Origin of the sequence: Bacillus cabrialesii (assembly GCF_004124315.2) — a bacterium.
Classification (GTDB): domain Bacteria; phylum Bacillota; class Bacilli; order Bacillales; family Bacillaceae; genus Bacillus; species Bacillus cabrialesii.
The window spans coordinates 1,132,845-1,152,845 of the sequence record NZ_CP096889.1 but is presented as its reverse complement, the minus strand read 5'-3'; the positions used below and the strand labels follow the sequence as shown (position 1 = coordinate 1,152,845).

Genomic DNA, 20,001 nt, shown 5'->3' with positions numbered 1-20,001 from the left:
ATGAAACAATCGAATTGCGTCACACCCGGCTGGTGACGGAAAGCCAGCGTCCGAGACCAGTTTGAATTACATAGGCATAATCGGGCGCCGATGCATCAACCGCCCAGGCAACATGTCCATCAGGGCGAATCAATATTGTATGGACGTCCCGCAATTTCCCATCTGGTTCTGCAAGCGAGGCGGTTACCGTGCGTAAGCCTTTTATTCGGCTATGATCATCAGCTTCTTGTATCAATGACAGCAAAACGAATGTCCCATTTTGGAGAAAGCTGTACAGCCGTCCTGAACTGCCGTCGGGAAGAATCAGCTCCATGTCAGGAAGCCTTGACCCGTTCAAACGATGCGGCGGCATATCGGGATCAGCTTCATACCTGACATCGAGCGCAGAAATTTGCCCCGCTATATATCGATTTACTTCAGGGAAGGCAAGCAGCTCAGACATCATACTTCGCAAATGAAGGCCTGCTTGAGAGAAATCGATCAGCTTCGTCTGTGCCTCCGTGTTTCTCAGAAGCCCTTCAGCAGCAGGGTGCCGCTCCTCATGGTAGCTGTCCAAAAGCCATAATGGCGCAGTGCCCTTCACAGCCGCTGCCAGCTTCCACCCGAGGTTCATTGCATCCTGAAGGCCGACATTCAGTCCTTGGCCGCCTGCTGGAAAATGAATATGCGCGGCATCACCCGCAAGAAAGATTCTGCCGTCCCGATACCGCTTCGCTTGGCGCGCGGCATTCCCGAACCGCGACATCCACGAAGGCTCTGTTAGACCGAAGTCAGTCCCGCAGATTCGTATGAGATCAGCTTTCAGCTCCTCCTCAGAGACTGGCACATCCTTCGGCGTCTGCGTGCGATAAGGGCTGACCACGACGATTCGGTATTGGTTCGGAGAAAGCGGAACGATCATGACACCGCCCTCTTTTGTGCAAAGGGACAGCACGCCTGACGGCGGCGGAGAAAGGAGCGCCGCATCTGCAAGGGCGGCGGTGACGGTGCTGTCTGTTCCCGGAAACTCAATTCGAGCCTGTTTCCGGACGATACTTCCGGCTCCATCGGCACCAACGGCAAACTGGCTTGTGACCGTCCGCACACTGCCGTCCCGATCCTTGAAAATCGTTTGCACCTCTGCCCCGTTTTGCGTAACCGTCAGCGCCTCTGCTCCTCGAAACACCTCTGCCCCCAAGCTTCGTGCATGTTCCTCAAGCAGCTGCTCTGTTTTGGCCTGCGGAAGCAAAAGCGTGTAAGGACAGCTCGTATCTAATCCAGAAAAATCAAGACGGGTATCCAGCATCGAAAAGTGCCCGGATGGTATCTTGCTTCCCTTGGATACGAAACGCTCCAGCAGCCCTCTCATCTCAAGAAGCTCCAGCGTGCGGGGATGCAGCGTCAACGCCTTGGAATGCGGAACAGGCTTTTCAAGCCGCTCAATCACACATGTCTTCACCCCGGCCATCGCAAGCTCGGAGGCCAGCATAAATCCGACCGGCCCTCCCCCTATAATCACAGCTTCAACATTCATCGCTATCACTCCTTTTGTTTTACTTAAAACGATTATGAACCCTTTGAAAATACACTCATACTAAAATGCAAGTATATTTTTGTTACACACGTAACAATATTGATTATAGCTCCTTACAAATTTTTCTTCAACATATTTTTTCCAAACAAGCACAAAAAAGACGCCCTTCAATTGGCGTCTTTTTATTCAGCATCGGAAATCACACCGACAATATTTTTTTCTCTTATCGGACCAAAATGCCGGCTGTCGAAGCTGTATATGCGATTATCTCCAACGACAAAATATTGCCCTTTCGGCACCTTGCTTGTTCCTGTCACATCTTTCAAGGTGAAATCACCCGTTACATGGCTTCCGGCAGAAACAGATTTCAAATGCTTTAAAAATGGCTCAGCAACATGCTTTCCGTTCACATACAGCTGATCATCTTTATATTTGATCGATTCACCGGGCAAGCCAATAACCCGCTTAATCAGCACTTTTTGATCAGGGCCTTTAAAAAGGACAATATCAAAACGATGGATGGTTTTAAATCGATGCGAAAATTTATTGACCAACAATTCGTTCCCTTCCTGAAAGGTCGGGTTCATACTGACGCCTTCCACCTTGTAATCAATGAAGACGGCATTTTTAACCTGAATGGCGAGAACGACGGACACTACACCGGCAAGAAACCAAAACCGTTTTTTCATGTTACTGTCTCCCTCCATCACGCTCACGCTGACTGGCTCTCACATGCAGGTACCGCTCTACCTTTTTGCCGACATACCATAAGACCAAAATCACCAGTACGGCAATGACCGTTCGAATCGGCTGTGTGATCAGCGCGTGCAGATCATATCCGATGAAGCTGATCATAAAAATCATGACAAGCTTTCCCGAGGCTGCCGCCAAAATAAACGGCCGCGTTCCGATCCTTGACAAACCGGCAACAACATTCACCGCGGCTGACGGTGTAAACGGAAAACAAAGCAGAAGAAACATAGGACCAAAGCCGTGTCTTTCCACCCACAACATGAGCTTTCTGACCGACGGGTGACTGCGGATAAATCCAAGCAATCTTCTCTGTCCATATTGACGGACAATCAAAAACACGAGAATAGAACCAGCAGTTGATCCCGCCCAAGACAGGATGAACCCCTCCCACAAGCCAAACGAATTCGTATTCGCCACTACAAACACGATCAGCGGCAAAAACGGGAGAAATGCTTCAATTAAAGGCAGCAGCACAGCAATAAGCGGACCTAAAGCCCTGTAGCTTTGAAATAATTCAGTTAAATGTTCTTGTGTCAAATAGGATAAAAAATGCTCCAACATTTATACTCCTTACCGGGTTTGTCTATCCTTATTCTACACATTATCAGCAGAAAACTAAAAAGTTTTGGTGATTTTTTCTGTCTTGAAACATTTCACCAGCCGATATAGAATACATATAGAACAAACGTTCCTGTCAGAAAGAAGGAGTCAGCATGCCGAAACTTCAGGAGGAAATATACGATTTCATTGAACGGGCGCTCTTCTTGCCCATGGCCATCACGATTTTAAATCGTGATCTCGCCGGAATTGAGCAAAGCACTTTAAAATTGAAGCATCCTTATAAACAGCTTATCAGCGAATCATTAAAAATAGCACAAAAGGATTTGATGGAGGTCAGAAAAGAGCTGAGAAAAAGAAAAATTGTGATTCACGAGGCGGAACGCGATGAGGCTTTTACGCTTTATGTATTTGTGATCGATGGTTATGAAGAAAAGCACCGCTATTTTAATCCGCGAATCCGGGAGCAGGTAAGCGAATTATTAACGTTCTATTTATTTGCGCCCCACAATCCATGAGTCTTTAGACTCATTCTGCATCCCCCCAAGACTGCCCGTGTCCTCTTCGGGTAATTCCGTTATTAAATTTCAGACAATTCACACTATACAAACAAAATAAATTTAATTATAATTCGTACCACAGACTTTCACCCCAAAAAATGACATGTGCCGCTGCACCTGCGACATGATTTTCATTGCGGCACACCCCACCCTAAATTGAAGGAGGATTCTATGAAACTGATTCACGTTCTCGCCGCTTTGCCCTTTATCGGAATCTTACTCGGCATCCCTTTTGCAAATAAAGTGACTCCCTATGTGTTTGGCATGCCGTTTATTCTTGCCTATATCGTGATATGGGCTCTTTTGACCTCTGCGTTGATGGCGGTTGTGTATGTCCTCGACAACGAAAATAAAAAGGAGGAAGCAGAATGAACGCAGCACTCATCATCATTTTCGGCGTCCTGCTCTTGAGCATTTTTCTCGGCATACGCGCCCAAAAAGGTAAAGACATGAACCTTGAGCAGTGGACGGTTGGAGGCCGCGGCTTCGGAACCGTATTCGTCTTCTTATTAATGGCTGGCGAAATTTACACCACATTTACGTTTCTCGGCGGCAGCGGCTGGGCTTACGGGAAAGGCGGACCGGCATTTTACATCATCGCCTACGGCTGTCTGGCCTACATCCTTTCTTATTGGCTCCTGCCTGCGGTTTGGACATACGCGAAACAACATAAGCTGATGTCGCAGTCTGATTTTTTCACCAAAAAGTATAACAGCCCGCTGCTTGGCGTACTCGTCTCACTGGTAGGTATCGCCGCTCTTATTCCCTATCTTGTGCTGCAGCTGAAAGGCCTTGGGCTGATTGTATCGGAAACGTCGTACGGCAAAATCTCTCCGGCCGCCGCCATCTGGATCGGCGCCATTTCCATCACGGTTTATGTTATGGTGTCCGGCATTCACGGGTCTGCCTGGATATCAGTTGTGAAAGACATCATGATTTTGGTTGTCGTTCTGTTTTTAGGTATCTATTTGCCCATTCATTACTACGGCGGATTCCAAGACATGTTTCAGCAGATTGAAACCGCAAAGCCCGGATTTCTTACGCTTCCCGAAACGGGACAAAGTGCGGCATGGTTCAGTTCAACCGTGCTCTTGACAGCGCTTGGATTTTACATGTGGCCTCATACGTTTTCCGCTTCGTATTCAGCCGAAAACCCAAAAGTGTTTCGCAAAAACGCCATCATTATGCCTTTATACCAGCTGGTCCTGCTCTTCGTCCTTTTCGTCGGCTTTGCGGCTATTCTGCAAGTTCCGGGTTTGAAAGGCGCAGACGGGGACCTATCGCTTTTGAGGCTGTCTTTGCAAACATTTGACCCTTGGTTTGTCGGGATTATCGGCGCTGCCGGACTGCTGACGGCGCTTGTGCCGGGGTCTATGATCTTAATGTCCGCCTCCACGCTGTTCGCAAAAAATGTGTACAAAGTGTTCGCACCCCGCACGACAGAACAGCAAGTATCGGCGCTTGCTAAATTTTTAGTGCCGGTGATCGCGCTGATTTCGGTGTACTTTACCTTCAAAGGCGGAAATACCATCGTTACGCTGCTATTGATGGGCTACAGCCTTGTCACACAATTATTCCCGGCCCTTTTGTTCAGCCTGTTCAAGCACAATCCGGTGACGAAGCAAGGAGCTTTCTGCGGCATCATTGCAGGTGTCGGAGCGGTTTCTTATATTACATTGACGGAAACGACGATCGGCACTTTATTTCCCGCGCTGCCGCAAGCCGCAAAAGATGTAAATGTCGGCATAGTCGCCCTGCTTTTGAACATCACCGTCATGGCGGCAGTAAGCTTTGTGACAAGAAAAGCGAAAAGCGCTGCGGCTGACCAGGCGGCGTAAATCATAAAAAAGCAATCTGGACATCAGATTGCTTTTTCTTGTTTAACGCTCGCAGGCGATTAAATCTTTATCGCGGTCGCGTTTTTTATTGGCATCATAAAGCGCCTTAGAGACGTAAGGCTTGTACTTCGTTTTTCCGCCTTTATTTTTCACCTTCGACGTGCGGGCCACCCCGCCTTTGTATACTTTGTTTAACTCTTTGCAGTTCTTATAGACCTTCACCTTTGTTTTGGCTTCCGCCACATGGCCAGCTCCGTATGAAAAACCGAAAACGAGACCAAGTGACAACAAAACCGCCGCCGCTTTTTTCATGACGATATACTCCCCTTATATCCAATATTTAGTTTTTTGTAGCTGGATTTTATCATAATTCATATAGTCATATTTGACAAGATAAATATGGAAGAAGAGCTGGTTTTTTCTCGTCTTTCGGCATTCAAACTGCCAAAACATGTTTTTCTCTATATGCTCAGGGGTACACGTACGAATGTACACCAAACAGAAAAGGAGCATTGATGATGTCTGATTCTAATCTTAGCAATCCTTTAACAGCATTTTTACACGATGAATTTCCTGAACAATATCAAGAACCTCCCGGCCTGCAAAAGAACATGAAGCCGGTGCCGGATTGCGGAGAAAAAAGCTACAAAGGATCAGGTAAACTAACCGGCCGAAAAGCCCTTGTCACCGGCGGCGATTCCGGTATCGGCCGCGCTGCCGCGATTGCTTACGCCCGAGAAGGCGCCGATGTGGCCATTAACTACTTGCCTGCGGAACAGCCGGATGCTGAAGAGGTGAAAGAACTGATCGAAGCAGAGGGACGAAAAGCAGTGCTGATCCCCGGAGATTTGAGCGACGAGTCCTTTTGCCGGGATCTAGTCAAACAGGCGCATCAGGAACTCGGCGGACTGGATGTATTGGCGCTCGTTGCCGGCAAACAGCAAGCGGTCGAAAATATCGAAGACCTGCCTACTGAACAAATCTATAAAACATTTGAAGTGAACGTCTTTTCCCTTTACTGGGTTATAAAAGCGGCACTTCCGTTATTGCCGAAGGGCGCATCAATTATTACCACTACCTCAGTTGAAGGCTACAATCCGAGCCCGATGCTGTTAGATTACGCTGCAACGAAAAACGCCATTATCGGCTTTACCGTCGGACTTGGAAAACAGCTGGCTTCCAAAGGCATCAGAGTGAATTCAGTTGCGCCTGGGCCAATTTGGACGCCGCTGCAGATATCCGGAGGTCAGCCGACGGAAAACATCCCGAAATTCGGCCAAGGCACGCCGCCATCACCGCTAAACCGCGCTGGACAGCCAGCAGAGTTGGCAGATGTTTATGTATTCTTAGCTTCAGAGAATTCAAGTTATGTGACATCTCAGGTATATGGCATCACCGGCGGAATTCCGACGGCCTAAAGCAGGAGAAGGAGCTGCCTTGTTCGGTCAGCTCCTTTCTATTTACTAATACCGCTCCCCGAGCTCACGCAAAATAAAATCATAAATCATCTTCGTCCGCTCTTCCTTTGGATACAGCATAAATTCCTGCCGTTTTGGCACACGGTGTTCGATACGGTCTTGGAATTTGGTTCTGAGCCATGCTGTCCGGTAAACCTGGTTTTCGAACGAATTGCAGGAGATCGGCAGCTCCATCGTTTTCCCGTTCGAAAACGTCACTTCCGTATCGTCGAATTCAGTCGGTTTAAATTCTTTCACATGCACATGGGAAATCCAGCCGCATTGGGGTCTTGTCGAAGAAAGTGTAGGGAATAAAAAGATTTGGTTCGAAGGGTCCACCATGATCGGCGGTTTGTGTGAAATTTTTGTCACTTCATAAGTTCCCGCTTTTCTTCCCGCATAGCTTGATCCGAAAAAACGGCAGCTTCTGTCGACAATTTGCAGCGGCTTCATGCTGACGTATAACACGCAGTCTTTTTCAATAATTTTGGAACAGATTTTGCCGTCAATTTCTTCTGGCAGCACGGCAATGGTTTCGCCGTTTACTTCATACGATTCTAAAGGTGCGTCTGTTTTCTGACTCATATTATGGCCTCCATCCTTTTTCTGCAAAATTTATACTAATAATCTATCATCTGTTTTTATAAAACGACAGGTTTTTTTACCAAATAAGCTAAAATCATCTTTCTTCAATATTTATTGGTTCTAAATTACTAGTAATAAACCGATTTTACATTCATATAATCGTCCGGCTTACGGCATTTTGCAGGATATGTCGATAGATTGCCAAGTATTAGTTGTCTAAAAATTATAAAAATTTATTGATTTTTTAGACCGTTATCCATATACTATAAAAAAGGCATTGGGGGGATTCTTTATGAAAGAGAAAAAATCGTACACTGAGCTCATGAAGTCCCGCAACACGCAAAAAACAAAAGAATTTGATGTCACAATGACGGATGTCTACATTCAAATGGTGCTCGATGAATCCTTGTATAAGCGTCGGCTGGCCATGCTGACGGACCAAATCAACAAAGCCTTGGACGAAAAAGATAAAGATGCGTTTCTCACGCTCTCTAAAGAATATGCAGCGCTCAAACAGAGCGAATAAGCCAATCCTTTTAGGATTGGCTTTTTATTACCCATTCACAATCGTTCCGCCATTGACGTGAATCGTCTGTCCTGTGACATATGTGGAATCATCGCTGGCAAGGTATAAATAGCTTGGCGCCACTTCCACCGGCTGGCCCGGGCGTTCCATTGGCACATCTGAACCAAACACTTCCACATCCTTCGCGGCAAAGCTGGCCGGAATAAGCGGTGTCCAAATGGGGCCCGGCGCTACTGCGTTGACCCGTATGCCCTGCTGGACAAGCGACTGTGAAAGGGACCTTGTAAACGTAACGATCGCTCCTTTTGTCGCTGAGTAATCGATCAGCGTTTTACTCCCTTTATAGGCGGTAATTGACGCGGTATTAATGATAGAGCTGCCCTTTTTCAAATGAGGCAGCACCGCCTTTGTTAAGTAAAACATGGAGAAAATGTTCGTTTGAAAGGTTCTGATCAGCTGGTGGCTTGTGATTTTTTCAATGCCGGGCTGGACATGCTGCTCAGCAGCATTGTTGACCAATATATCAATGGACGGAAACGCTTGGCTTACCTGTCTGACCACATCATTGCAAAACGCTTCATCTCCGACATCTCCTGCAATCAGCAGACATTTTACCCCTTCCTTTTCTACATACTGCTTTGTTTCCTCGGCATCCTGATGCTCGTTCAAATACACAATGGCCACATTCGCCCCTTCTTTTGCGAATAACACCGATACAGCGCGTCCTATTCCGCTGTCTCCTCCAGTAATAATTGCGGTTTTGCCCTCTAATTTTTTCGCTTTCTTCGGCTTATCAAAAACCGGACGGGGATCCATGAGATATTCAAAGCCCGGCTGCTGGTTCTGGTGCTGAGGCGGCAATGTTTTCTTTTTTTGATTCGCCAATGAAATCACTCCTTTTCAACCTTATTATGTTATGAACAATGCCCGCTTCCTATGTATGAAAAGCTAGAATATGGAAAAATTAAGAATAAATCTGATTGGAGGTATAACGGCTTGGCTAATCAACATTTTGCAAAGGAAGCACCCGAAACATACTGGAAAACATCAACAGACCTGCCTTCTTTTCCTGCGCTTCAAGAGGACACTGAATGTGACGTCACCATTATCGGAGGCGGGATTACGGGAATCACAACGGCGTATGAACTAACGAAAAGAGGCTTCCGTGTCGTCTTGATTGAAGCAAATCAGGTCCTCAACGGCACCACTGCCCATACAACCGCTAAAATTACGGCACAGCACGACATGATTTACGATGAATTTATCCGCAATTTCGGGTTGAATCACGCGAGGCTTTATTATGAAGCAAATCAAAACGCAATTGATTACATAAAAGGAATTGTTGATGAACATCAAATTGATTGCGAATGGACCGAACAAGACGCTTATCTCTACACAGCAAATGAAAACGCCGTACAAAAAATCCGCACTGAGCATGAAGCATACACAAAGCTTGGAATCGAAAGAGACCTTATCAAGGACCTTCCGATTCCCGTTGGTTCTAAGCTGGCGCTCGTCATGAAGAATCAAGCCCAATTTCATCCGCTGCAATACTTAAAAGCGCTTCTGGAGCAGATTGTTCAAAAAGGCGGACGGATTTTTGAAGACACAGTTGCGCTTGATATCAAAAAAGGAGAAGAGCCTGAAGTCATTACAAAAACCCGGCACGCCATTAAGAGCCGCTTTATCATATGCTGCTCCCACTTCCCTTTTTATGACGGAGGCGGATTATATGCAACGAGAATGTACGCTGACAGATCCTATGTCCTCGCCATAAAGCCGAAGATCGAATATCCCGAGGGCATGTATTTGAGTATCGATAAGCCGTCAGTGGCGCTCCGCTATACCCTTGTTAACGGAGAAAAACTGATTCTCTTCAGCGGAGAAGGCCATAAAACCGGCCAGGGAAAAGACATGTCGACACATTACGAATCACTGAGAAAAGCTGCAGAAAGCACGATCGGCATCAAAAGCATCCCATATTATTGGTCCACTCAAGACCTCGTGACAATTGACAAAATTCCGTTTATCGGACCGATGTCGGAAAATGAGGACAATCTTCTTGTAGCGACCGGATTCAAAAAATGGGGCATGACGTCATCAGCTGTCGCGGCCACTCTATTGTCAGACCTTGTGGAGAAAAAAGACAATCCATACGAAAGCATTTTCACGCCGTCACGTTTCCATCTGAATCCCGGATTGCAAAAAGTGATTTCCTATAATGCGGATGTCGCCAAGCATTTCATTAAAGGAAAGCTTGAAAAGCCTGACGTCCAATTTGACGAGATTGCGCCTGGAGAAGGGAAAGCCGTCACCATAAACGGCAAACGCGCGGGGGCTTTTCGGGATGAAACAGGCTGCCTTCATCTCGTCGATACGACGTGCACCCATTTAGGCTGCGAGGTCGAGTGGAATGACGGCGAGCACACATGGGATTGCCCGTGCCACGGATCACGCTTTAAACCTACGGGCGAAGTTGTGGAGGGCCCTGCCATCAAGCCATTAAAACAAATAGACCTTGATTAAACCGTTCATTTTAATGAACGGTTTTTATAAATATTTTTCATCAGCATCTTCATTCATGTTCCCCTTGACCGATAAAAAAGAAAAAGGCTTAAAAAGCCAAAAGGTAAAAATTATTTTTTCCCAAGGGGGATCACTGGATTGTTATTTAAAAAAGATAGAAAACAAGAAACAGCTTATTTTTCTGATTCAAACGGACAGCAAAAAAACCGAATTCAGCTCACAAACAAACATGCGGATGTCAAAAAACAGCTCAAAATGGTCAGATTAGGAGATGCGGAACTTTACGTTTTAGAGCAGCTTCAGCCATTAATACAAGAAAACATCGTATTCATCGTAGATGCGTTTTATAAAAACCTTGACCACGAAAGCTCTTTAATGGACATCATCAATGACCACAGCTCAGTTGACCGCTTAAAACAAACGCTAAAACGGCATATTCAGGAAATGTTTGCAGGTATTATCGATGATGAATTCATTGAAAAACGGAACCGAATCGCCTCCATTCATTTAAGAATCGGCCTTCTGCCAAAATGGTATATGGGCGCGTTTCAAGAACTGCTTTTATCAATGATTAACATTTACGAAACATCTATTGCAAATCACCAAGAGCTGCTGAAAGCAATCAAAGCGACAACTAAAATCTTGAACTTAGAACAGCAGCTTGTCCTTGAAGCGTTTCAAAGCGAGTACAACCAAACCCGTGATGAACAAGAGGAAAAGAAAAACCTTCTTCATCAGAAAATTCAAGAAACCTCTGGATCGATTGCAAACCTGTTTTCAGAAACGAGCAGATCTGTTCAAGAGCTTGTGGACAAATCTGAAGGCATTTCCCAAGCATCCAAAGCCGGCACAGTGACATCCGGCACTGTGGAAGAAAAGTCGATCGGCGGGAAAAAAGAGCTTGAAAACCAGCAAAAACAGATGAACAAAATCGACACAAGCCTTGTCCAAATCGAAAAAGAAATGGTCAAGCTGGATGAGATCGCCCAGCAAATTGAAAAAATCTTCGGCATCGTCACAGGCATCGCTGAACAAACAAATCTTCTTTCACTCAATGCTTCTATTGAATCTGCCCGCGCCGGCGAACACGGTAAAGGTTTCGCCGTAGTGGCCAATGAAGTTCGGAAGCTTTCTGAAGACACGAAAAAAACCGTCTCTACCGTGTCAGAGCTTGTGAACAATACGAATACACAAATCAACATCGTATCAAAACATATCAAAGACGTGAATGGGCTGGTCAGCGAGAGCAAAGAAAAAATGACGCAAATTAACCGCTTATTCGATGAAATCGTCCACAGCATGAAAATCAGCAAAGAGCAGTCAGGCAAAATCGACGTCGATCTGCAGGCCTTTCTTGGAGGGCTTCAAGAAGTCAGCCGCGCCGTTTCTCACGTGGCAGCCTCTGTTGATTCGCTAGTCATTCTGACAGAAGAATAATATCAAAAACCGGTCTGCCATGCAGCCGGTTTTTTCACGGTTATAATGTTAACTAAAATCAAAAACAAGTTGACATAAAGAATGCCTGCCATTATTGTATAACCATAATTTATTACGGTTTGGAGGATTTCACATGCTGAGATTAATAGATATGATGCATATTGCCATTTTTACCGCGCTGATGGCCGTGTTGGGTTTTATGCCCCCTCTCTTCTTATCTTTTACACCCGTTCCAATTACATTACAAACGCTTGGTGTCATGCTGGCTGGCAGCATCCTCAAGCCTAAGCCTGCTTTCTTAAGCCAGCTTGTCTTTTTGCTGCTTGTCGCCTTCGGAGCGCCGCTTTTGCCCGGAGGACGAGGCGGGTTTGGCGTTTTTTTCGGACCGAGCGCGGGCTTTTTGATCGCTTATCCTTTCGCTTCGTGGCTAATCAGTTTAGCCGCTTCCAGACTGCGAAAGGTGACCGTATTGCGGCTCTTTTTCACTCATATCGTATTCGGGATCATCTTTATTTATCTGCTCGGTATACCTGTACAAGCTTTTATGATGCATATTGATTTTTCACAGGCCGCCTTCATGAGCCTTGCGTATGTGCCTGGTGATTTGATAAAAGCGGCTGTGTCTGCGTTTCTCGCAATTAAAATCACCCAAGCCTTGTCTCTTTCTGATACGATGTTTACGAAAGGAGGCTGACATTTCATGACAATTACTCATACCTATTCAGCTATTGCCGAAACATCGCCCGGCCGTGTGGCAATACATACTGAATCGGAGCAAATCACGTACCGGGATTGGGCTCGTCTTGTCTCTCAAACCGCCAATTGGCTGCGATCGCTGCCGAACATGCCAAACCGTGTGGCGATCCTGCTCCCAAACAGTCTGGCGTTTTTGCAGCTGTTTGCCGGAGCCGCAGCGGCAGGATGCACGGCTGTTCCCATCGACATACGCTGGAACGCGGCAGAATGTAAGGAGCGTCTGTCCCTAAGCGATGCGGATCTAGTGGTTACTTCAGCCTTTTACAAAAACAAACTGATAGATAGCAAAACGCCTGTTGTTTTGCTCGATCACTGTATGGCAGCTATTTCTGAGGCAGCCGCTCTTTCTCCGCTTACCATTAACCCGGAGCATCCCTTTTATATGGGATTTACGTCAGGCTCGACAGGAAAACCAAAGGCCTTCACGCGGTCTCACCGCTCATGGATAGAGAGCTTTGCCTGTACGGAAACAGATTTTTCGATTACAGCGGATGATAAGGTTCTGATTCCCGGTACGTTAATGTCCTCTCACTTCCTATATGGGGCTGTCAGCACCTTGTTTCTCGGAGGAACCGTTTGTTTGCTGAAAAAATTCTCCCCTGTTCAAACGAAGGAATGGCTGAGCCGTGAATCAGTCAGTGTTCTCTATACCGTACCGACGATGACAGACGCCCTTACCCGGATCGAGGCCTTTCCAGACTGTCCCGTCAAAATCATTTCATCGGGTGCAGACTGGCCGGCAGAATCTAAGAAGAAGCTGGCCGATGCACGGCCTCATCTCAAGCTATACGATTTTTACGGTACATCAGAGCTTAGCTTTGTGACATATTCCTCGCCTGAGGACAGCAAACGGAAGCCACATTCAGCCGGACGCCCGTTCCACAACGTCCAAATAGAAATCCGCAGCGCCGCTGGGGAACGCTGTCAGCCCGGGGAAACCGGAAAAATATTTGTCAAAAGCCCGATGCGGTTTTCCGGCTATGTCAACGGCAGCGCACCGGACGAATCCGGCTGGATGACAGTGGATGATATGGGCTGTGTCGATGATGAGGGCTTTCTATACATATCAGGTAGAGAAAACGGGATGATCGTGTATGGAGGATTAAATATTTTCCCGGAAGAAGTGGAACGTGTGCTTCTCTCCTGTCCAGAGGTTAAAAATGCGGCTGTCGTAGGTATCCCGGACGAGTATTGGGGAGAAATCGCCGTGGCCGTCATTCAGGGAAACACGAATGCCAGAAAGCTGAAAGCCTGGTGTAAACAGACATTAGCTTCCTATAAAATTCCGAAAAAATGGGTGTTTGCAGAGAGCTTGCCGGAAACGAGCAGCGGAAAAATTGCCCGTTCCAGAGTGAAGAAATGGCTAGAAGAGGGTGCAGTGTAATTGAATGCGGTTATTGTTGATGCCAAACGAACGATCTTCGGAAAACAAAACGGGCTGCTGAAGCCATTTCTTCCAGAGGATTTGGCAGCTCCCATCATCAGCTGTCTCAGCCGAAAGCTGGAGGATCAAATTGATGAGGTCATTCTCGGGAACGCGACCGGCAGAGGCAGCAACCTTGCCAGGCTGTCAGCTCTGCAAGCTGGACTGCCTTTTTCGGTTCCCGGGATGACGATAGACAGACAGTGCGGCTCCAGCCTTGAAGCTGTGCGCTATGCCTGCACGCTCATTCAAGCGGGAGCCGGCACAATGTATATCGCGGGCGGCTCAGAAAGCAGCAGCCGATCACCTTTTTCAGAGCGGGCCCGCTTTTCTCCAGATTCAATTGGCGATCCCGACATGGGCATCGCAGCAGAATATACGGCTGCACGCTATTCCATCAGCAGAAGCATGCAGGATGATTATGCGCTTCTCAGCCATCAACGCAGCAGAAGTGCGCATGATGAAGGATTTTACCGTGAAGAAATTGTTCCTCTCGGAGAACTGGAGACGGATGAAGCATTTCTGAAAAAGCGGCCGATAGAAGCAATTATTTCCCGTGCGAAACCGGTTTTCGACACCAGCTCCGGAACGGTTACAGCAGCCAACAGCAGCGGCATATCAGACGGAGCGGCCGCTCTCCTTGTAATGGAAGAAGAAAAAGCGTCGGCGCTAGGGCTTAAGCCTGTGCTCCGGTTTATCGGTAGCGCCGCCAGCGGGATTCATCCACACTATCCGCCAGCGGCACCGGTTGATGCGATCCGGAAGCTCTTCACCACATACGATGTAACGCCTGAGGATATCGATTTATATGAAATCAATGAAGCCTTTGCCGTCAAAATTTGTGTCTGCTCGCAAGAACTCGGCATCCCCTTTTCAAAAATCAATGTGCGCGGCGGCGCGTTAGCTCTCGGCCATCCGTACGGCGCATCGGGTGCAGCTCTGGTAACCAGATTGTTTTATGAAGCGAAAAGACGGACAGACTGTCAATATGCCGTTGCAGCCATCGGAAGCGGCGGCGGAATCGGACTTGCTTTGTTATTTGAAATTCTGCCCTAGGCTTTTTCATATGATGCGTTGCTTTGATTTAGTATAATAGCGGTATGACCAAAGTCAGGAAGGGGATTTTATGACAGCCGTTTGCTTAGTAAGACACGGAGAAACCGATTGGAATCTGCAGCAAAAATGCCAAGGCAAAACCGATATCCCGCTAAACGCGACAGGTGAACGCCAGGCAAGAGAAACCGGAGAATATGTGAAGGATTTCTCTTGGGATGTCATTGTGACGAGCCCGCTCAAAAGAGCGAAAAGAACCGCGGAGATCATTAATGAATTTCTGCATCTTCCGATTGTCGAAATGGATGATTTTAAGGAACGCGATTACGGCGATGCGGAGGGCATGCTGCTGGAAGAACGGACCAAGCGCTATCCGGATAAAATCTATCCGAATATGGAAACGCTGGAAGGTCTCACTGACAGGCTGATGGGCGGCTTGGTAAAAGTGAATCAAAGGTACCCAAACAAGAAAGTGCTGATTGTGGCGCACGGTGCAGCGATTCACGCACTGCTGACGGAAATTTCCGGAGGCGACCCAGAGCTTCAAAGCACACGCCTTGTCAACGCCTGCCTCAGCAACATTGAATTTGCAGAAGAGAAATGGCGGATTAAAGACTATAATATCAACAGCCACTTATCCGGCTTTATCAAATAAGAAAAAGACAGGCATTCGCCTGTCTTTTCTTTTATTTCTTATCAGCCGGCATCTCTTTCTGAAGCTCATCCAAAATGGCATCCGCCCCGTCCACACTGCGGCGAAGGGACCATACCGCGCGGTCCACGTGATATACATGCCCGTTTTTCACTGCCTTCAGCTTCTTCCAAAGCACATTCTTTTCGATCGGGCGTTTGCCGTCCGCATCGATGTCATCTGTTTTTCCTGTCATCAAGATGATCACATCCGGATCTGTTTTCAGCAGCTGCTCCAGTGTCATTTTCATGTTCACGGAGTCGCCGCCTTTGCTTGATTCGCTGTTACTTGACGTGCTAATTGCATATCGATAGCCGACCTGTGTTAAAAGTCTTGATGTGAAGAAGTTTTCATCTCTGGCCATAATGGTGTCATTTGTATTTCCGATCAAAAGCACGGATTGGCTGTTAGCACTGATTTTCTGCTTTGTCTCGCTCAGTTTTTCTTCATGCGCTGTCAGCTTTTTCTCCATTTCTTTCTCCTTGCCGACTGCTTTTGCAATCGTAAGTGAAGCATCAATTGTATCCTGATAATCAGCATTTAAATTATCGAGCGCGATCGTCGGCGCGATTTTTTTCAACTGATCGTACACCTTCTTATGCCGGGTCGTATCAGCAATAATTAAATCGGGTTTTAATGAAGCGATTTTTTCCATGCTTGGCTGTGAGCGAGTGCCGACAGATGTGTAGCCGTCAATTTTCTTCAGCACATCCTTGTTAATCAGCTGCTTCGCTTTATTGTCATCGGCAACCCCGACAGGTGTAATGCCAAGATCAAGCAGCGTGTCGATAAAGCCAAGCTCAAGAACAACCACCCGCTTCGGATTCTCGGGCACATTTGTCTTCCCTAAATCATGTGTGATTGCAACTTTATTTTCTTTACTGTTTTGATTGCCGCTTGAAGACGAGCAGGCAGCCGTTAAGACAGAAAGAAGTAAAACTATAAGAATAATCAGTGTTTTTTTCATGCGTTCCAGTCTCTCCTGTGTACAGTTTCTACGGTTAAGATGTCCAAGAAATAGTATAACACGGAATGATAATCATTATCACTAACTATTTTTAATGTGAGCAGAGAACGTTCAGCTTACAGGAAAAACTTGTTTCTCACTGTAATGAAGTGGATGGATTAAAATCAAATGAACAACGTAACATCATGTACATAAAAAAGCTTGCAGAAAAACCTTTCTTTCTCTGCAAGCTGAACCTGTTAAAGCTTCACAATGACTCTTCCTTGAATGCGATTTTGCAAAATATCGTTTAACGCAGCCGGCGCTTCTTCCAACGATACTTCCCTGTCCACGATGGTCTGCAGCTGATCGGGCTTGAGATCGGAAGACATGCGCTCCCAAACGGCTGCCCTGACATCCATCGGGCAGTACACTGAATCGATTCCGAGCAGGCTGACCCCGCGAAGAATAAATGGGTATACCGTTGCAGGAACTTCTCCCCCGCCCGTTAAGCCGCTGACCGCGACAGCTCCGCCATATTGGATTTTGCTCAAAAGCGACGCAAGCTGTTTCCCGCCGACAGGATCAACCGCTCCCTGCCATTGCTGCTTGGACAGCGCCTTAAGTGTTCCGTCATAAACATCTTCCCTGCTGATCACTTCGCTTGCCCCGAGCTGCATCAAATAATCAGCCGCCTCCGGATTTCCGGTGCTTGCCGCCACATCATAGCCCCGCTTGTTCAGCATCGATACGGCAATACCGCCGACACCGCCGGTTGCTCCAGTAACAAGCACGCTCCCTTTTTCAGGAGACAGGCCGTTCTGTTCAAGCCGATGCACCGATAACGCCGCTGTAAATCCCGCCGTTCCGTACACCATCGCTTCTTTTAACGAAAGATTCTGCGGCAAAGGCACCAGCCAGTCACCAGGCACTGAAGCATATTCACTTAATCCGCCATCGCGGGAGACACCGAGCTCATAACTTGTCGCAATCACCTTATCCCCCTCGGCAAAGCGTGGATCATTTGAAGACACGACCGTACCCGCAGCATCAATGCCCAAAATAAGCGGATACTCTCTGACGATATTGCCGCCTGCTTTTCCAGCCAGACCATCTTTATAATTGATGCCGGAATAAGCAATTTTAATCAGGACACCATCTTTCGGCAAATCCTCTGTTGACATGGTTTTCATATGGACTGAAACATCATCGGCATTTTTCTCTGCCAGCAATGCTTGAAATAACGTTGACATTCGGCACACTCCTTTTCGTTTATATCGTAACCGAAGAACGTCCTAAAAACCAAATCATCAAGCTTCCATTTTCACTTGGCCGGCACATTGAGACGATAATGGACAAATGCAGTATCCTCTTCATAGCCGTTTTGCTCATATAAGCTTCTTGCCGCCAGGTTATGATGTTCAGTCTGAAGCGATAAACGACTTGCCCCGTTTTCCACAGCAAAATCCTTTGCGGCAGACAGCAGCTGCCCGCCGGCTCCCTTTGTTCGCGCATGAGGAGCGACGAATAAGTCATTTAATATGTAGATTCTTTGCATGGACACAGAAGAAAACGTTGGATAGAGCTGGGTAAAACCTATAAATTCTCCATCTTCTTCAGCGATCAAAATAATAGATTCGTGGTGTTCCAGGCGCGCTTTCAAAAAAGCCTCCGCCCCTTGTGGATCGGACGCCTGCTTATAAAATTCCCGATACTGGTTAAACAGCGGTACGATGGATGCTATATCTGATGTGTTTGCTTGGCGAATGTTCATCGTATTTCTTCCTCCCTCTTTATAATCGTTTCATTTTATATTCAATAGAATTTTCTGTAAAGTTTATTTTTCAGAATACTTTTATCAGCATGCATAGAAAAAATATCACGATAATATCCATTCATCCGACGGAAACACATGCAGGTCATTTGAAGTATTTTTTTCGACAGGAATTTCCCGGGACTCAGGAGCATTTAACCTGAAAAAGCATAACATTTCAGCATAATGAACATTTACTCATGTCTATTTTCGTTCTTTTCTGTATCAATTTAGTTATTTCGAGTCTCTACAGAAATAACGAGAGATGATATACCTAAATAGAGATAAAATCATCGCGAAAAAATGGGTCTACTAAAATATTATTCCATCTATTACAATAAATTTACAGAATAGTCCCTTAAGTAAGGCTAATCTGAATATTTTAAAAGGAGAGGGTAAAGAGTGAGAAGCAAAAAATTGTGGATCAGCTTGTTGTTTGCGTTAACGTTAATCTTTACGATGGCGTTCAGCAACATGTCTGCGCAGGCTGCCGGAAAAAGCAGTACAGAAAAGAAGTACATTGTTGGATTTAAACAGACAATGAGTGCCATGAGCTCCGCTAAGAAAAAGGATGTTATTTCTGAGAAAGGCGGAAAAGTTCAAAAGCAGTTTAAGTATGTTAACGCAGCCACAGCAACATTGGATGAAAAAGCGGTAAAAGAATTAAAACAAGATCCGAGTGTTGCATATGTGGAAGAAGATCATATTGCACATGAATATGCGCAATCTGTTCCTTACGGCATCTCTCAAATTAAAGCGCCGGCTCTTCACTCTCAAGGCTACACAGGCTCTAATGTAAAAGTAGCTGTTATCGACAGCGGAATTGACTCTTCTCATCCTGACTTAAACGTCAAAGGCGGAGCAAGCTTCGTACCTTCTGAAACAAACCCATATCAGGACGGCAGTTCTCACGGCACACATGTAGCCGGTACGATTGCCGCTCTTAATAACACAATCGGTGTTCTGGGCGTAGCGCCAAACGCATCGTTATATGCGGTAAAAGTTCTTGACTCAACAGGAAGCGGCCAATACAGCTGGATTATTAACGGCATTGAGTGGGCCATTTCCAACAATATGGATGTTATCAACATGAGCCTTGGCGGGCCTTCTGGTTCAACAGCGCTGAAAACAGTGGTTGATAAAGCCGTTTCCAGCGGCATCGTAGTTGCTGCCGCTGCCGGAAACGAAGGTTCATCGGGCAGCACAAGCACAGTCGGCTATCCTGCAAAATATCCTTCTACCATCGCGGTAGGTGCGGTAAACAGCAGCAACCAAAGAGCTTCATTCTCAAGCGCAGGTTCTGAGCTTGATGTGATGGCTCCTGGCGTATCTATCCAAAGCACACTTCCTGGAGGCACTTACGGTGCTTACAACGGAACGTCAATGGCGACTCCTCACGTTGCCGGAGCAGCAGCGTTAATTCTTTCTAAGCACCCGACTTGGACAAACGCGCAAGTCCGCGATCGTTTAGAAAGCACTGCGACAAACCTTGGAAGCTCTTTCTACTATGGAAAAGGGTTAATCAATGTACAAGCAGCTGCACAATAATAGAAAAAAAGAAGCAGG

21 protein-coding genes and 1 pseudogene are annotated in these 20,001 nt (G+C 46.5%); 13 read left to right on the top strand and 9 right to left on the bottom strand.

The genetic code is table 11. The features are described from left to right. Positions 1-19 precede the first annotated feature (19 nt). The 3 genes from EFK13_RS05920 to EFK13_RS05910 all read right to left on the bottom strand — a co-directional run bounded on the left by EFK13_RS05920 (position 20) and on the right by EFK13_RS05910 (position 2,827). Positions 20-1,519 (bottom strand): monooxygenase, encoded by a 1,500-nt coding sequence (locus tag EFK13_RS05920; RefSeq protein ID WP_129506252.1) that lies wholly within the window; start codon positions 1,517-1,519, stop codon positions 20-22. Positions 1,520-1,695: 176 nt separating this feature from the next. Then, positions 1,696-2,202, bottom strand: coding sequence for a signal peptidase I (lepB, locus tag EFK13_RS05915; RefSeq protein WP_129506172.1), 507 nt, complete (start codon positions 2,200-2,202; stop codon positions 1,696-1,698). A 1-nt stretch (position 2,203) separates the two neighbouring features. Further along, a complete protein-coding gene (locus EFK13_RS05910; RefSeq protein ID WP_064813479.1) occupies positions 2,204-2,827 on the bottom strand; it encodes a TVP38/TMEM64 family protein in 624 nt (207 codons plus the stop codon). A 152-nt stretch (positions 2,828-2,979) separates the two neighbouring features. Between EFK13_RS05910 and EFK13_RS05905 the strand changes: the two genes are divergently transcribed. From EFK13_RS05905 to EFK13_RS05895, 3 genes are all read left to right on the top strand, one after another. Beyond that, a complete protein-coding gene (locus EFK13_RS05905; protein ID WP_129506173.1) occupies positions 2,980-3,342 on the top strand; it encodes a YhjD family protein in 363 nt (120 codons plus the stop codon). A 213-nt stretch (positions 3,343-3,555) separates the two neighbouring features. After that, positions 3,556-3,756, top strand: a complete 201-nt coding sequence (locus EFK13_RS05900) for a DUF3311 domain-containing protein (RefSeq protein ID WP_129506174.1) — start codon at positions 3,556-3,558, stop codon at positions 3,754-3,756. After that, complete coding sequence (locus EFK13_RS05895; RefSeq protein ID WP_129506175.1) at positions 3,753-5,222, top strand: sodium:solute symporter family protein; 1,470 nt, start codon at positions 3,753-3,755, stop codon at positions 5,220-5,222. Before EFK13_RS05900 ends, EFK13_RS05895 begins: the two co-directional genes overlap by 4 nt. A gap of 42 nt (positions 5,223-5,264) precedes the next feature. Here the strand turns inward: EFK13_RS05895 and EFK13_RS05890 are convergent, their stop codons facing one another. Continuing rightward, positions 5,265-5,534, bottom strand: coding sequence for an excalibur calcium-binding domain-containing protein (locus EFK13_RS05890; protein ID WP_075745198.1), 270 nt, complete (start codon positions 5,532-5,534; stop codon positions 5,265-5,267). A 206-nt stretch (positions 5,535-5,740) separates the two neighbouring features. On the opposite strand from EFK13_RS05890, the gene EFK13_RS05885 reads away from it, so the two are divergent. After that, entirely contained in the window at positions 5,741-6,640 is a 900-nt protein-coding gene (locus tag EFK13_RS05885; protein WP_129506253.1) for an SDR family oxidoreductase, read from the top strand. A gap of 45 nt (positions 6,641-6,685) precedes the next feature. Here the strand turns inward: EFK13_RS05885 and comK are convergent, their stop codons facing one another. Further along, entirely contained in the window at positions 6,686-7,264 is a 579-nt protein-coding gene (gene comK, locus EFK13_RS05880) for a competence transcription factor ComK (protein ID WP_064813485.1), read from the bottom strand. Between the two features lie 292 nt (positions 7,265-7,556). On the opposite strand from comK, the gene EFK13_RS05875 reads away from it, so the two are divergent. After that, complete coding sequence (locus EFK13_RS05875; RefSeq protein WP_003239440.1) at positions 7,557-7,790, top strand: IDEAL domain-containing protein; 234 nt, start codon at positions 7,557-7,559, stop codon at positions 7,788-7,790. A 27-nt stretch (positions 7,791-7,817) separates the two neighbouring features. Here EFK13_RS05875 and EFK13_RS05870 read toward each other — a convergent pair whose 3' ends face one another. Beyond that, on the bottom strand, positions 7,818-8,675 hold the full coding sequence (locus tag EFK13_RS05870; RefSeq protein ID WP_064813486.1) for an SDR family oxidoreductase: 858 nt from the start codon (positions 8,673-8,675) through the stop codon (positions 7,818-7,820). A 111-nt stretch (positions 8,676-8,786) separates the two neighbouring features. Here EFK13_RS05870 and EFK13_RS05865 point away from each other — a divergent pair, with 111 nt between their 5' ends. The 7 genes and pseudogenes from EFK13_RS05865 (at position 8,787) to phoE (ending at position 15,640) form a co-directional block, all read left to right on the top strand. Beyond that, a complete protein-coding gene (locus tag EFK13_RS05865) occupies positions 8,787-10,316 on the top strand; it encodes an FAD-dependent oxidoreductase (RefSeq protein WP_129506176.1) in 1,530 nt (509 codons plus the stop codon). Positions 10,317-10,571: 255 nt separating this feature from the next. Further along, a pseudogene (gene hemAT / locus EFK13_RS21215) lies at positions 10,572-10,949 on the top strand (heme-based aerotactic transducer HemAT); the annotation flags it as partial. 288 nt (positions 10,950-11,237) lie between these two features. Continuing rightward, positions 11,238-11,753, top strand: a complete 516-nt coding sequence (locus EFK13_RS21210) for a methyl-accepting chemotaxis protein (RefSeq protein WP_373695039.1) — start codon at positions 11,238-11,240, stop codon at positions 11,751-11,753. Between the two features lie 133 nt (positions 11,754-11,886). Then, on the top strand, positions 11,887-12,447 hold the full coding sequence (locus EFK13_RS05855) for a biotin transporter BioY (RefSeq protein ID WP_129506178.1): 561 nt from the start codon (positions 11,887-11,889) through the stop codon (positions 12,445-12,447). Between the two features lie 6 nt (positions 12,448-12,453). Further along, entirely contained in the window at positions 12,454-13,893 is a 1,440-nt protein-coding gene (locus EFK13_RS05850; RefSeq protein ID WP_129506179.1) for an acyl-CoA synthetase, read from the top strand. Beyond that, the gene (locus tag EFK13_RS05845; protein ID WP_129506180.1) at positions 13,894-14,988 is read left to right on the top strand and encodes an acetyl-CoA C-acyltransferase; all 1,095 of its coding nucleotides are present in this window, start codon (positions 13,894-13,896) and stop codon (positions 14,986-14,988) included. A gap of 70 nt (positions 14,989-15,058) precedes the next feature. After that, the gene (gene phoE / locus EFK13_RS05840; RefSeq protein ID WP_129506181.1) at positions 15,059-15,640 is read left to right on the top strand and encodes a phosphatase PhoE; all 582 of its coding nucleotides are present in this window, start codon (positions 15,059-15,061) and stop codon (positions 15,638-15,640) included. A gap of 31 nt (positions 15,641-15,671) precedes the next feature. On the opposite strand, the gene EFK13_RS05835 is transcribed toward phoE, so the two are convergent. From EFK13_RS05835 to EFK13_RS05825, 3 genes are all read right to left on the bottom strand, one after another. Beyond that, positions 15,672-16,643 carry an ABC transporter substrate-binding protein gene (locus EFK13_RS05835; protein WP_129506182.1) on the bottom strand — a complete coding sequence of 324 codons (972 nt, stop codon included), beginning with the start codon at positions 16,641-16,643 and terminating at the stop codon, positions 15,672-15,674. 239 nt (positions 16,644-16,882) lie between these two features. After that, positions 16,883-17,875 carry an NADPH:quinone oxidoreductase family protein gene (locus tag EFK13_RS05830; protein ID WP_129506183.1) on the bottom strand — a complete coding sequence of 331 codons (993 nt, stop codon included), beginning with the start codon at positions 17,873-17,875 and terminating at the stop codon, positions 16,883-16,885. A gap of 71 nt (positions 17,876-17,946) precedes the next feature. Continuing rightward, positions 17,947-18,396, bottom strand: a complete 450-nt coding sequence (locus EFK13_RS05825) for a GNAT family N-acetyltransferase (protein WP_129506184.1) — start codon at positions 18,394-18,396, stop codon at positions 17,947-17,949. Positions 18,397-18,837: 441 nt separating this feature from the next. Between EFK13_RS05825 and aprE the strand changes: the two genes are divergently transcribed. Beyond that, on the top strand, positions 18,838-19,983 hold the full coding sequence (gene aprE / locus EFK13_RS05820; RefSeq protein ID WP_129506185.1) for a subtilisin AprE: 1,146 nt from the start codon (positions 18,838-18,840) through the stop codon (positions 19,981-19,983). Positions 19,984-20,001: the final 18 nt, after the last annotated feature.